Annotated in this window: 12 protein-coding genes; 7 read left to right on the forward strand and 5 right to left on the reverse strand. The window is 64.9% G+C overall.

Going from position 1 to position 13,195, the window contains the following annotated elements:
- The first annotated feature begins 133 nt into the window (after positions 1–133).
- The 7 genes from CA260_RS18855 to CA260_RS18885 all read left to right on the forward strand — a co-directional run bounded on the left by CA260_RS18855 (position 134) and on the right by CA260_RS18885 (position 7,050).
- On the forward strand, positions 134–442 hold the full coding sequence (locus CA260_RS18855; RefSeq protein ID WP_146745385.1) for a hypothetical protein: 309 nt from the start codon (positions 134–136) through the stop codon (positions 440–442).
- A gap of 66 nt (positions 443–508) precedes the next feature.
- Entirely contained in the window at positions 509–1,183 is a 675-nt protein-coding gene (locus CA260_RS18860) for a response regulator (RefSeq protein ID WP_111984611.1), read from the forward strand.
- 578 nt (positions 1,184–1,761) lie between these two features.
- Positions 1,762–2,868 (forward strand): AI-2E family transporter, encoded by a 1,107-nt coding sequence (locus CA260_RS18865; protein WP_111984612.1) that lies wholly within the window; start codon positions 1,762–1,764, stop codon positions 2,866–2,868.
- 16 nt (positions 2,869–2,884) lie between these two features.
- Entirely contained in the window at positions 2,885–4,432 is a 1,548-nt protein-coding gene (locus CA260_RS18870; RefSeq protein WP_111984613.1) for a TolC family protein, read from the forward strand.
- Entirely contained in the window at positions 4,429–5,550 is a 1,122-nt protein-coding gene (locus CA260_RS18875) for an HlyD family secretion protein (RefSeq protein WP_111984614.1), read from the forward strand. The genes CA260_RS18870 and CA260_RS18875 overlap by 4 nt, the downstream gene beginning before the upstream one ends.
- A 5-nt stretch (positions 5,551–5,555) precedes the next feature.
- Complete coding sequence (locus tag CA260_RS18880; protein ID WP_202864114.1) at positions 5,556–6,620, forward strand: DUF2955 domain-containing protein; 1,065 nt, start codon at positions 5,556–5,558, stop codon at positions 6,618–6,620.
- A 49-nt stretch (positions 6,621–6,669) separates the two neighbouring features.
- The gene (locus CA260_RS18885; protein ID WP_111984616.1) at positions 6,670–7,050 is read left to right on the forward strand and encodes a potassium channel family protein; all 381 of its coding nucleotides are present in this window, start codon (positions 6,670–6,672) and stop codon (positions 7,048–7,050) included.
- A gap of 32 nt (positions 7,051–7,082) precedes the next feature.
- Here CA260_RS18885 and CA260_RS18890 read toward each other — a convergent pair whose 3' ends face one another.
- The 5 genes from CA260_RS18890 to CA260_RS18910 all read right to left on the reverse strand — a co-directional run bounded on the left by CA260_RS18890 (position 7,083) and on the right by CA260_RS18910 (position 13,195).
- Positions 7,083–7,433, reverse strand: coding sequence for a UBP-type zinc finger domain-containing protein (locus tag CA260_RS18890; protein ID WP_111984617.1), 351 nt, complete (start codon positions 7,431–7,433; stop codon positions 7,083–7,085).
- A 126-nt stretch (positions 7,434–7,559) separates the two neighbouring features.
- Entirely contained in the window at positions 7,560–8,513 is a 954-nt protein-coding gene (pip, locus tag CA260_RS18895; protein WP_111984618.1) for a prolyl aminopeptidase, read from the reverse strand.
- 62 nt (positions 8,514–8,575) lie between these two features.
- Positions 8,576–9,472, reverse strand: a complete 897-nt coding sequence (locus CA260_RS18900) for a hypothetical protein (RefSeq protein WP_146745386.1) — start codon at positions 9,470–9,472, stop codon at positions 8,576–8,578.
- Between the two features lie 148 nt (positions 9,473–9,620).
- Positions 9,621–12,551, reverse strand: coding sequence for a TonB-dependent receptor (locus CA260_RS18905; protein ID WP_111984620.1), 2,931 nt, complete (start codon positions 12,549–12,551; stop codon positions 9,621–9,623).
- Positions 12,552–12,814: 263 nt separating this feature from the next.
- Entirely contained in the window at positions 12,815–13,195 is a 381-nt protein-coding gene (locus CA260_RS18910; protein WP_111984621.1) for an MliC family protein, read from the reverse strand.

A 13,195-nucleotide genomic window follows, 5' to 3' on the forward strand; every position in this document is an offset into this window, starting at 1 on the left:
CGCTCACGCAATAGGTGCCGGCGATCTTCCTTAGGCAGGCAAATCCGCCCAAGCCCACCGGACCGATATCCGCCTCAAGGGCGGTCGCGTCCCTCGACGCCGGTAGCCGGCCATGCCGAAAACCAGGCAGCTCGTGACCGCGCAGGATCAGCCAAATGGAAGATTGCGTGGTGCAGTGGGCGAGCTCAGCATGGGCGTCGGGTCGGAGGGGGCGCACATCGTGAAGACCTTCAGTTGCTATTTCCTGGGCGCGCAGGTGCGCGTCAGGTACGAACGCAGCGGCGACGAAGAGGCGATATGGATCGCCAACGTCGTGCTGGATGGCCGGGTGCGCAGCATCGACGGCGCCGCCGCGCTGCAGACCCCATGTGCACAATCCGACGTCACGCGTTCCGTGCTGCGAGGGTTGGAATGGGTGCGCAAGTCTGACGCAAGCTTGTAGCCAAGGGCTCCCGTTTCCTGGCGAGCTGCGCAGCACCGAACTTTTCCTGGACGGCGAGGCGAGCCCATGACGATGAGTCGGCCGCATGCGCAGGTGATGTCGCGGAAACCCTCCATGGTGCTTTGCGACCATCATCTTCTGGTGGCCGAAGGCCTCGCGCGTGCGCTCGGCAACAGCTATGAGATCAAGGCCGTGCTGAGAAGTGGCCGCGACCTGGAAGATCTGCTCGAGGCAAATCCGCCGGACGTCGTGATCACCGAAATCGACCTTGCGAACCGCAGCGGCCTCGCGGTGGCGGAGCTCATGGCGCACAAGCTGCACCATGTCTGCTTCATCGTATGCACGGCATCGACGGATGCAGGCGCACTGCATCGCGCTCTTCAGGCGGGTTCCTGCGCACTCGTCTCGAAGCAGGAAGGTGTGGCAGCGCTTCAACTGGCAGTTGATCTCGCCCTGCAAGGACGTTCGTACCTGTCCAGCACGCTCATGCAATGCCTGATCCACGAGCAGGTACTGCCGCCTGTGCGAATCAGCCCGCGGCAACAGATGGTGCTTGGCCTCATGGCGGAGGGCATGAAGGCACAGCAGATCGCCGACACGCTGGGACTGTCGCGACGAACCGTGGAAGCCCACAAGGCCCGACTCAGGTACCTGACCCAGACACACTCCCCGCAAGAACTGCTCGCACTGGCGCGCCGCATGGGTCTTCTTCGGCAGCAAAGGAATACGGTCATCGCCTGAAACCGATACGCCGCCGTTGCCTGCGCGTTCGTCCCGCGGCGGTGGCCACTGCATCGGCCCTGATAACAAGCGGCGCATCGCGCCTGCATTGACCGGACCATGGGAAAGCGTTCACCCCCAACGAGCAGCCATCGCTCGCAACAGTCATGGCCCATGCTGGCAACACCACGTCAACGTACGGCTGCCATGCACCGCGCGACGCCATCGTGCGGCGCGTGGTGCAAGAAAAATAAGTAGTTCTACGGCGATGGACGATCGCTAGGTAAATCTACTTACGACTCACAGAAGGAAGACGAAAGGCAATCAGAGGACGATGATTGGCGCGGGCGAAAGCAGTCATCTCCGAAGCGAAGGCCATGGCGACAATCACGCAGCGGCGTTCTCGTTTCGGTCGATCGCGCGTCTTTCGTCAGCATGACGCGATTCATACCGTGCAGGAGACCGGGGCTTTCTCATGGCGAACACGGGCACGGGCGGAGCATGGCGCCGCCGCGTTACCTACGTTGCCGACGTGACGCCATCGAACAGCCTGGCTTGCCGCTCGGATATCTCTAAGTGCCCGTGCAAGGAGATCGTCGATGCTGTCCACGCTCATTTCCGAAAAAACCTTGTCCCGCGGCATGCTCGACGTCCTGATCCGGGCCGGCCTGATCGGGGTGCTCGCGGTGTTCTGCTTCCGCATCTTCTATCCATTCGGAAGCCTGATGGTGTGGTCGCTGATCCTCGCGATCACGCTGTATCCGCTGCACCTTCGGCTACGCAAGCGGCTTTCCAACAAGAATGGCTTGACGGCGACGCTCATCGTCGTCCTGTCGCTCATCGTCATCATGGTGCCGGCGTACCTGCTGGGTGTTGCCCTGGTCGAATCGGTCGAGCACGCGATGGACGTCGCCAAGGAAGGCAACATCCGCATCCCGCCGCCTTCGGAATCGGTGGCCAGCTGGCCGCTCGTGGGCGGCAAGGTCTACGCGTTCTGGTCGCAGGCGTCCACCGACCTCACCGGTTTGATCCAGAAGTCCACGCCGCAACTCAAGGGCGTCGGCGCCGCGTTGCTCGGTGTGGCCACCAGCGTCGGCTCCGGGCTGCTGATCTTCATCTTCGCCCTGATCATCTCGGGCATCTTCATGGCCTACGGTGAGGAAGCCAGGAACAGCGCGGTGAAGATCGCCTCGCGCCTGTTCGGCCAGGAAACCGGCCCGAAGATCACCGAGCTGTGCGCCGCCACCATCCGCGCCGTGGCGCAGGGCGTGGTGGGCATCGCCTTCATCCAGATGTTGCTGGTGGGCATCGCCTTCGTGGTGAAGGGCGTCCCGGGCGCGGGCCTGCTCGCACTGGCGGTGCTGCTGCTCGGCATCATGCAGCTGCCGGCCACGTTGATCACCATTCCCGTGATCATCTTCGTGTTCGCCAAGGAGGGTTTCACCGTCGGCGCCATCGTGTTCGCGGTCTACGTGTTCGTCGCGGGTCTCGCGGACAACGTGCTCAAGCCGCTGCTGCTCGGGCGCGGCGTGGACGTGCCGATGCCGGTGGTGCTGATCGGCGCGCTCGGCGGCATGGTGACCGGTGGCGTGATCGGCCTGTTCATCGGCCCGGTGGTGCTTGCCGTCGGCTATCAGCTGTTCTGGCGCTGGGTGGAAGACCAGCCGACCACGGTCGAGGTACCGATCGAGCCGAAGCAATCCTGACGCGCGGGCGACGACCGTGTCGTGCGTCACCGGTTCCCACCGACTCCTGCTGGCGAGCGTGGCCTGCCTCGCCGGCTGCGCGACGGTGGGTCCGGACTTCCATCCGCAACATGAAGACTGGCCCGGGCACTGGAGCAGCCCGGCCATCGAAAAGACCACGGCGTCGCAGGCGCAGCCCGATGCGAGCCAGTGGTGGCAGGTGTTTGCCGACCCCAGCCTGGAACGGCTGATCGCCGAAGCCGATGCGCACAACACCGACCTGAAGATAGCCGGCCTGCGCGTGCTCGAAGCGCGCGCGCAATTGGGCATCGCCTTGAGCGGCCGCTATCCGCAGGTGCAGCAGATCGGCGCCGACGCGGCGTACACCAAGACGCACACCCATCACGAAGCCAGCGGCAGCGTTCCCGGCTCATGGCAATACGGCGCGGGTTTCAACCTCGGCTGGGAGCTGGACTTCTGGGGCCGCTTCAAGCGATCGATCGAATCGGCGGACGCCGCATACTTCGCTTCGCAGGCCAATCGCGACGCGCTGCTGGTGCTCATGCATGCGCAGGTCGCCGATACCTACTACACCATGCGCACGGCCGAAGCTCGCCTGCGCATCGCGCGCGAGAACGCCGAACTGCAGAAGCGCAGCTTCGAAATCACCGAACGCCTGTTCAAGAGCGGCGAAAGCGACGAGCTCGATTTCCAGCAGGCCAAGACCCAGTACCTCAGCACGCTGAGCAGCATTCCCGACTTCGAAAGCCAGATCGCGCTCGCTCGCCACGCGCTGGCCGTGCTGGTCGGGCGGCCGCCCGGCCCCTTGCCCGAGCTGGACGAGCAGGCCGACAAGCAAGGCTTCATCCCGCTGGTCGATCGCGCCGTATTGCAGGACGTGCCCGCCAACCTGCTGCTTCGCCGCCCCGACGTGCGCGCCGCCGAGCTGCAGATGGCCGCGCAGTCGGCGCTGATCGGCGTGGCGAAAGCCGACCTCTATCCCTCCGTGAGCTTGCTCGGCACGCTGGCGTGGAGCGCCAGTTCGCTGCCCGGCTCACCCAGCACATTGGGTCTCGCCGTCGGCCCGAGCGTCACCTGGAACGTGTTCGACCACGGCCGTATCGTCAACAACGTGCGCGTGCAGGATGCACGGCTGCAGCAATTGGCCGTCGCCTACCAGGGCACGGTGCGCGAAGCGGCTCGCGAGGCCGACGATGCCGCCACGTCGTTGATCTCCGCGTTGCAGCGCGACAGCATCCTGCGCGATGCGGAGACCTCGGCGCGGCGTTCGTTGACGCTCGCCAATACGGTCTATCGCGAAGGCTATTCGGACTTCCAACGCGTGCTCGACGCGCAGCGGGCGCTTTCTTCCGAACAGGATGCCTATGTGGTCAACCGCAGCAACGCGGTGGGCAGCCTGATCGCGCTCTACAAGGCAGTGGGCGGCGGCTGGCACACCGTCCAGCCGGTGGTCGATCCGGCGACACGCGAGCAGATGCAGCAGCGCACCGATTGGGGCGACCTGTTCGACGACGTCGAGTCACCCTCCGCCGCGGCCCGCGCGCCGACGAGCCCCGCGCGATGAGCGAGACCTCGTCGCCCGCTCCTTCCGCGCCCGCAACGCCGGCGAGCGCCGAGCCCTCGGGCAAGGGCGTCCGCTGGGTGCTCGTGCTGATTGGCGTGAGCCTGCTGTGGTACCTGCTGGCCGATCGCTATACGCCCTATACGCAGCAGGCGCGCGTGCAGGCCTACGTGATCCCGGTGGCGGCGGAAGCCGCAGGCCGCGTGACGCGCGTGGTCGTGCACAACAACCAGCAGGTCGCGGCGGGGCAGCTGCTGTTCGAGATCGATGCGGAGCCGTACCGCATCGCGCTGGTTCGCGCGCGCGCCGACCTGGAATCGATGCGGCGCCAGATCGGCGCCAGCACGGCCGGCATCGATTCGGCGACAGCCTCGTTGCGCGCGGCGATCGCCAATGAAGTGAAGGCGCGCCAGGACAGCGATCGGCTCGAACGTCTTTATCGCGAAGACCAGGGCACCGTCTCGCTGCGCCGGCTGGAAGTGGCCCGCGCGACGCACGAACAGGCGACCAGCCAGGTGAGCGCCGCGCGCGCGGAAGTCGAGCGCGCGAAGGAGCAACAAGGCGGCAACGAGGCAGAGAACGCGCAGTTGCGCAGCGCCGCCGCGGCGGTCGAGAAGGCCGAGCTTGATCTGGCCAATGCCAAGGTGCATGCGCGCTCGGCCGGGTTGATCGCCGATCTGCGCACGGATGTCGGCCAATTCGCGGCCATCGGCAATCCCGTCATGACCCTGATCGCCAATCATGATGTCTGGGTGAGCGCTGACATGACCGAGAACAACCTCGGCCACCTGGAGCCGGGCATGCCGGTGGCGATTGCGCTGGATTCGCGGCCGGGCGAGCTGTTCCGCGGACGCATCCGCAGCATCGGCTACGGCGTGAGCGTCGGCCAGGCCTCGCCGCCCGGCACGCTTCCCACCGTGCAGAACAGTCGCGACTGGTTGCGCCCTGCGCAGCGATTTCCCGTCGTCGTCGAATTCGCCGCGGACGAGACCGTGCCCACGCGTGATATCCGCGTCGGTGGACAAGCCGAGGTGATGGCGTTTCCGACCCAGGGCAATCCGCTCAATCCCCTGGGAAGAGTCTTCCTGCGCGTGATGAGCTGGCTCTCCTATCTCTACTGATGAACATGGCGGCCCGCCAACGCGAACTGCTCGGCCGACGCGCGTTGCGCCTCGCCTTCGGCACGGCGCTCTGCCTCGCCGTCAGTTTCGGCATCGACCTGCCCGTTCCCATCATCGCGCCGGTGTTCGCCGTGTTCCTCATCGCCTCCGTCCCGCGTCCGCTATCGCTCAAGGCAGGCCTAGGGCTGGTGCTGGTCGTGGCGCTCACCACCGGCAGTGGGTTGCTGCTTGCCCCTTTGCTCCGCTACTACTTCATGGCCGGTGTGCTTTGCGTCGGACTGGGGCTGTTCCTTGCCTTTCGCCATGGCCTGCAAGGAGGCAACAACCTCGTGGCGACCTTTCTCGCTGCGGGCCTCACCATGATTTCCGCCGCGGGCACGGCCGATATGCAGCTCGCGCTCACCGTCGTCGGCGCGTTGGTGAAAGGGCTGCTGCTTGCCGTGCTGGTCCTCGGCATCGTGCATGCGATCTTTCCCGAGCCCCTCGCCGCTTCCCGACCGCCGGTGCGTGCGGTGCCGGCGGCGGCGGAAGCAACGCGCCTGGCCTTGCGCGCCGCTTTGGTCGTGCTGCCCGCGTTTCTGCTGGCGCTGGCCGATCCGTCGAGCTACATGCCGATCATCATGAAGTCAGTCAGCCTCGGCAGGCAGACCTGCACCACCACGGCACGAAGCGCGGCGCGAGAGCTGCTGGGCTCGACGCTGCTCGGCGGCGCGATGGCCATCGTATTCTGGTTTGCGTTGAAGTGGTTCGTGCACCTGTGGATGTTCTTCCTGTGGATGCTGCTGTTTGGCCTGCTGGTCGCGCGCAGGCTGTACCGCCTCGTGCCGAGCCGCAGCACGCCCAGCTTCTGGCTCAACAGCCTCGTCACCCTCGTCATCCTGCTCGGCCAGTCTGTACAGGACAGCGTGGCCGGCAAGGACGTCTATACCGCTTTCATCGTGCGCATGGGCCTGTTCATCGCGGTCACGCTGTATGCCTGCCTGATGGTGCAACTGCTCGATGCGGGGTCCCGTCTGCGAAAGGCAGGCACGCATGCGCGGGCGCGCGATGCGCCACAACCATCAGGCTAGGCACGGCATATCGGACCATCAGGCCACACACCCTCCAGAGGCCTCCCACATGAGAAGGATCGCCAGAGCCGAGCGCACGCATCTGAAGGCCAGCGACGTACTCGGGGAATTCAGCAAGACGATGTGGTATCTACGCGCCATCATGCTGGGCTTGCTGCTGTTGTTCGCCGTGCTCACGACGGCGATGTATTACTTCGGTGGGCCGGTGGAGACCTCGGATCGATCGGCATCGCCGATCGGCGAAACCATCTATTACTGCGCGATCACGGCGCTCACGATTGGCTATGGCGACGTGGTGCCCACCACGCCGTTCGGGCGACTGGATGCCCTGCTGCTGGGCCTCGTCGGCCTGTTGTTGACCGGCCTGGTCATCGCCGCCGCGGTGCGCGCCGTGCAGGAAGCCGCGCGTATCAGCCACCATCCCCACTGACCCGCCGTGGCCGCGTCACAGCGGCGCGCCCGCTACATCAGCAGATCTTCCCAGTCCTCCGGCACCTTGCCCCTGGGGCCGGGCACCGGCTGGTCAAGCGGATGGGACAGCGGCGGATGCAATGCCGGGCCATCGAAGAACTGCTTCGAGCGGAAGTTGTAGAACCACGTCTCTCCTGGCTCGAAGCTGGTGATCACGGCGTGCCCGGTCGCGTGGAAATGCTGGGTGGCGTGCCGATGCGGGGAGTTGTCGCAACAACCGATATGCCCGCATTGCGCACAGCGGCGCAGATGCAGCCACCATCCGCCGGCTTTCATGCACTCGACGCATCCCGTGCCGCTGGGAGCGACGTCGACATTGATCTCTTCGTCATGAACCGTCATGCCTTATCTCCTCACGTGCTGGGTGCAGCCAGCCATCGGCCGAACGCGATGCACCGCAGCGCCATCCGTTCGTCATACCGGATCGCCCGCGCGCACCTCGTGAAGATGCGCACGAGCCTAACAACTTCAACAGTAGCGATCCGCCAGGCTGTCGGTCGCGCTCACCAGCTTGTCGACGATCGCCGGATCAGCGGCGCTATGACCGGCCAGCACGATATCGAAGTGCGCCTCGGGCCATGCCTTGGCGAGATCGCATGCCGACTTCACCGGGCAGATGATGTCGTAGCGGCCGTGCACGATGGCGGCGGGAATGTGGCGGATGCGTTCAACATCACGCAGCAGCTGATCCGGCTCCAGGAAAATGCCGTGGCGGAAATAGTGCGCCTCGGCCCGCGCCACGCTGATCGCCGCCTGCGGATCCTCGAAGTTGCCGGGCTCGTCGGGATCATGGACCAGCGTGGTGCTGCCGCCTTCCCAGTTGCCCCACGCCATCGCGGCCGCGAAGCGCACGGCTTCGTCGTCGCTGTCGAGCCGTCGCCAGTACGCCTCGACCATGTTGTCGCGCTCGTCTTCGGGAATGTAAGCGAGATATCGCTCCCAACGTTCCGGAAAGATCCACTGCGCACCGCCATCGCGTTCGTTGAACCAGCGCAACTCGTAATCGCGCCCCAGGAAGATGCCACGGAGCACCAACCCCAGCACGCGCTCCGGATGCTTCTGCGCATAGGCCAGCGCCAGCGTGGAACCCCACGAACCGCCGAACACCACCCATCGCTCGATGCCGAAGTGCTCGCGGATGGCTTCGATGTCCGATACGAGATGCCACGTCGTGTTGTCGCGCAGCTCCGCATGCGGCGTGGAACGACCGGCGCCACGCTGGTCGAACAACACGATGCGATAACGCGAGGGGTCGAAGAAGCGGCGATGGTACGGCGACACACCGGCGCCCGGCCCGCCATGCAGAAAGACCACCGGCAATCCGTTGGGATTGCCACACTCCTCGATATGCAGCTCGTGCAGATCATCGACCTTGAGTCGATGCTGGGCGTAGGGCTCGATCTCGGGATACAGCTCGCGCACGGTCAAACTCCTGCAGGGTTTGGCCGAGCATACCCACGTCCCCACAGTGGGCGAAAGGGCGGTTACTTCGCCGTCGTAGTGTCCCGCCAGCAATCCACGCCGCACGCAAACCAGGCTTTGGAGGCCGGGTAGTCGACCGTCATCGTGAAATGCATGAAGACATTGCCTCCCACGGCACCGACGACCGGTTGATCCATATAGCTGGACATCCCGCCGGGTTTGCTCGAAAACGCGGCATCGGGGCGTTCCGTGAACCACACCGGGCCCACGCGCCACCCGGCGATCATCACCTCTGGCACCTCGATGAGACGGCTGTCGAAGCGCGCTCCGAGCAGGTTGTCGCCATGCTCGATGACCCGCCACGACGGATGCGCGCGGCGCCAGCGCTCGAACACGCTGCTCGCGATGTAGGAGGCCACGCCGATGCCGTGCTCGCTCAAGGAGGCGGCGGAAGCCTTGCCTGCCTCGGTTGGCCGCGCGGTGGCGCCGGTATCGAGCAGGAAATCCATCGATTCGCCCGCCACGCTCAGCGCAATACGGGCAAAGCCTGATTCGAGGTGACCTTGCTCATCGCGAGGAAATCCAAGGTTCGCTGCATGCATGTCGCGCGCAGCCTTCCAGCGCGCCGGCTCCAACCACAATTTTTGCGCGGGATAGTCGAAGGTCCAGATACGGCCCGGCAAATAGCCGGCACCGAGCTGGCCATCCTCGCCATCAACACTGCCGTCACCGGGCATCACCAGCGCCATCGATCCGCACGGCGCAGCCGAGGGTGGCAGGCCCTGGCCGCTGCGAAACGTCATCGACCTGACGACGTCGACTTCGTTTTCGCCGATACGGCAGCGATCGGTCGCAAGGCCAAAGCGCGCGGGCGCCTGGCGGCCGAGCACGAACCAACCGTGGTTGCCGCCACCGCCGGTGTCCACGATCAGGCGCAAGCGCTCGCCGGTCGCCAGCATCGGCGTGGCGTAGAAATGTCCTGCCTCGTAGACCGTCGGCACCAGCTGCCTGGGCTCCGCGCTGGCCGGGCATACCGCACCCGCCAGCAGCATGGCCATGATGACCGCCTGTCCTTTCATCCTGCGTCCTTGCGTTCCGATGACCGACTCAGAGCTTGTAGTTCAGGCCAAGCAGCACCGTGCGACCCCAGGTGTTGTAGTCGAGCGGACGTCCGACTTCCACGTTGTTGGGGAGGCCTGAGATCTGCCGCGTCTTGGCCGCCTCGTTGTTGAGGTTGCTGACCTGGAACAGCACCGACAGGCCCTTCCACTTGCCATCGTCGGGGAAGGCATAGCCGGCCTGGAAATCGGTGACCAGTTCGGGAAGGATCTGGATGTAGCCGAGCTGATCGAACAGCGCGATGGCCTCGCCGGTGTACGAGGAACGATAGCGTTCGGCGATGCGCACCGACCAGCCGTACTTCTCGTAGTACAGCGCGAGGTTCGCCACCTTGCGCGAGAGACCCGGCAGCGTGGCCGGACCACCCGGCACCGAAGAGATCGAACTCACCGGAATGCTGCTGTTGGTCAGCGAGAAGTTGGCCTGCGCGCCGAAGCCTTCCAGCGCCGGGTTGATCAAGCCGCCTTCGATGGCACCCGACAATTCCAGGCCCTGCATCTTGCCGCCGGTGCCGTTTTCCGGACGCGTGAATGCGCCGATGGGGCTGGTGGGCGTGAGCGTCGGGTTGTCGTTGACATAACCGGCCTGCTCGAAATTGAAGTCGAGCACGGTCTTGTTGTAGATGTAGTTGAGCAGGTTCTTGCCGAACACCGCGGCTGCCACGTAGCTCGACTGGCCGAAGTATTTTTCCCACGACACGTCGACGCCGACCGCAACATAGGGCTTCAACTGCGGGTTGCCGCCGCTGCCCGACCACAGCACCTGGCCGGCCGCCGGACCGGACGTCACCTCCGACACGCTCGCCGAGCTGGCCACCTTCTCGTCGTCGATACGACCGCGCGCCATGGTCTTGGCAAAACCGAAGCGCAGGTACTGGCGGTTGCCGAGATCGGCGATCAGGTTGAGGCTGGGCAGTACGTTGTTGTAGGTGGTGCCGCCGGTGAGCGTGCCCACCAGTTTGTCGCCGTTGGTCTGGTACGCATCGGACGACTGGTCGGTGTGCACGAACTGCACGCCGACGTTGCCGCGCAGCGGCACATCGCCCAGCGCGGTGTCGATGTTGAACTTCACGTAGCCGACCGGCACCTTCTCCTCGATCGAGTAGTTGCGGCTCCAGTCCGACTGGCCGTTGCGCTGCGTGAGGTAGAACTGGTTCGACAACGCGGCGAGCACGTTGTAGTTGAGAATGCCGCCGAGGCCGCCATAACCCAGGTCGGTCGGGCCGTGCAGGTAAGCCGGATTCACCGGCACGCCCATCGCGTGGTCGTAGGAACCCGAATCCGAACCGTTGCCGTTGAGCCATGCGAAATAGACGTCCGCCGCCTTGGTCTTCTTGCGGTCGGAGTAATCCACGCCCAGGTCGAACGTGCTGAAGATCCAGCCGACCGGATGCGAGATCTGCAAACGGATCGCCTTGATGGTGTCCTTCTGCTTGTCGAACTCCTCACGGCCGTTGTAGCCGTAGTTGTCCGGATCGGTGAACACCACCGAAGCCGGATCGGAGAGGCTCGCGTCCGTCCTGAAGTTCGGGAAGCCGAAGTTGATCGGCGTGGCGTAGTTCACGGTGGTGGTGGCGCCATTGGCGAGACCGGTGAACAGGTACGCGTCGTGCAGGTTCACCTTGGCCGTCGAGTACGAGAGGTCGGCCATGCCTTGCCAGCCGCTGCCGAAGTCGTACTGGTTGTTCCAGCCCACCGAGAACAGCTTGTCGTGTTCCTTGTTGTAGTCGTTCTGCAGGATCGGCGCGATGTTGGCCATGGTGCCGGTCGTGACGACGGGATACGGCTGCGACGGCACGTAGCCCACATTGCTGTAGACGGCAGGGCCTGCGTTGTCATACGGACCGCTCGCCCACTGCGCACCGTTGGTGAACTTCTTCTCGTTGAACGTGGAGTAGTACATGTCCAGCGTGGAGTGGTACGAGTCGTTCGGCGCCCACTCCAGCACGGCCATCAGGCCGCTGCGCAGCTGGCTCTGCGACTGCGCACGCAGCTGCATGCCCTGCTGCGAGAGCACACCATCCGGCATGCCGGGCGAATGCGGGCCACCCCATGCGTCCTCGATGCTGCCCGGGCCGTTGTCGATGCTCCACCACCAGGCCTGGTACTGCTTCTCCTGGATGGGCGAGTCGAGCTGCGCGAAGCCCACGGCAAGACCCAGCGTGTGGTCGAAGAACTGGTCGATGTACGAGAAGCTGACACGGTGCCCTGTGTCGCCCACGCCACTGCCCGGGTTCTGCGTGCCGTTGGTGTTGTACTCGCCGCGGATGTTCGCGGCGATCGCGCGGTTGGGCAGGTCCAGCGGCTTGATGGTGTGCAGGTCGACCGTGCCGGAAAGGCCCTGGCCGATCAGGCTGGCGTCGGGCGTCTTGTACACCACCGCGCCGGTCATCAACTCAGCCGGATACTGGTCGTATTCCACGCCGCGGTTTTCGCCGACGGTGGCCTGCTCGCGGCCGTTGAGCGTCGTGCCGGCGAAGTCGGGCGAGAGGCCGCGAATGGAGATGAGGTTCGCCTTGCCGTCCGCACGCTGCGTGGCCAGGCCCGGCAGGCGGGAGAGGCTTTCGGCAATGCTCGCGTCCGGCAGCTTGCCGATGTCTTCGGCAGAGATCGCTTCGACGATGTCGTCCGCGTTCTCCTTGGCCTTCAGCGAATTCTGGATGCTCGCCGCGATGCCGGTGACCACGACGGCGTCGAGGTTCTTCGCGGTGTCTTCCGATCGCTTGGATGCCGGGGTCGCCTGCTGGTTCTTGGCGGCCTGCGTGCTGCTGGCGGGCGGCGTGGTCTGCTGCTGGTTGGTGGTGGTCGGGTTCTGTGCGTCCTGCGCGTGGGCCATGCCCATCGTGCTGAGTGCGAACAGTGCGGCACAGGCGACGGACAGCGGACGACGGCGGCCAAGATCGGAACGCACGATCCGCATCGGCGGTAAGCAACGGTAGCTCATTCCCTTCCCCGTATTGTTGGTATTGGAAGCTGCGCCCCCGCGCAGCTGGGCACGGAACGCAAGAACTTGCGCCGGCCGATGGACGGCCAGCTCAAGGTCGTCGGTTCCTGAGTGCAGGCGAAGAATGATCGAGAGAAATTGTTGCGTCATCATGCGACGCAGCATCTTTCATGGACACCATTCACGATGATGAAGAGGCGTCGACAACCTGCGTCACGTATTGAATGGCGTGCGACGCCCTACTTCGTCGCACGCGCCATGCACGCGGAGAGCATGGGCGCGGCATTCGGACCCGCCAGCGCATCGTAAAGGTCGCCACGCTCACCCTTGGTCCACCACGTGTAGCGACCAGCCATGTACTTCACGCCCGAGGCTGCCACGGTATCGACGAACAATAGCCGCTTGTTGCCGACGGTGAGTATCGCGAAGCTCTGCCCATCGCGCTGGTTGAAGTAGGACACCTGCAGCGACTTGCCGCCCTGGCATTGATAGTCGCGCGCCGAACTGCCGTCCACCGGAATGGGCTGGAGATACTGCGTTTCGGCCAGCGCCGCCGCAGGCGGCAGCGCCGTCAACCCGAATACCGCGATGCGCAGCAGTGGGCGAAGACATGGACGCAT

Source organism: Dyella jiangningensis (assembly GCF_003264855.1).
In the GTDB taxonomy this organism is placed as follows: Bacteria; Pseudomonadota; Gammaproteobacteria; order Xanthomonadales; family Rhodanobacteraceae; genus Dyella; species Dyella jiangningensis_C.

Excerpts from the sequence above, each read along its gene's own strand:
- CA260_RS18890 (WP_111984617.1), bottom strand. The coding sequence starts at position 7,433 with ATGACGGTTCATGACGAAGAGATCAATGTCGACGTCGCTCCCAGCGGC.
- CA260_RS18880 (WP_202864114.1), top strand. The coding sequence starts at position 5,556 with ATGGCGGCCCGCCAACGCGAACTGCTCGGCCGACGCGCGTTGCGCCTC.
- CA260_RS18865 (WP_111984612.1), top strand. The coding sequence starts at position 1,762 with ATGCTGTCCACGCTCATTTCCGAAAAAACCTTGTCCCGCGGCATGCTC.
- CA260_RS18875 (WP_111984614.1), top strand. The coding sequence starts at position 4,429 with ATGAGCGAGACCTCGTCGCCCGCTCCTTCCGCGCCCGCAACGCCGGCG.
- CA260_RS18910 (WP_111984621.1), bottom strand. The coding sequence starts at position 13,195 with ATGCGTCCATGTCTTCGCCCACTGCTGCGCATCGCGGTATTCGGGTTG.
- CA260_RS18860 (WP_111984611.1), top strand. The coding sequence starts at position 509 with ATGACGATGAGTCGGCCGCATGCGCAGGTGATGTCGCGGAAACCCTCC.
- CA260_RS18905 (WP_111984620.1), bottom strand. The coding sequence starts at position 12,551 with ATGCGGATCGTGCGTTCCGATCTTGGCCGCCGTCGTCCGCTGTCCGTC.
- CA260_RS18885 (WP_111984616.1), top strand. The coding sequence starts at position 6,670 with ATGAGAAGGATCGCCAGAGCCGAGCGCACGCATCTGAAGGCCAGCGAC.
- CA260_RS18900 (WP_146745386.1), bottom strand. The coding sequence starts at position 9,472 with ATGCTGGCGACCGGCGAGCGCTTGCGCCTGATCGTGGACACCGGCGGT.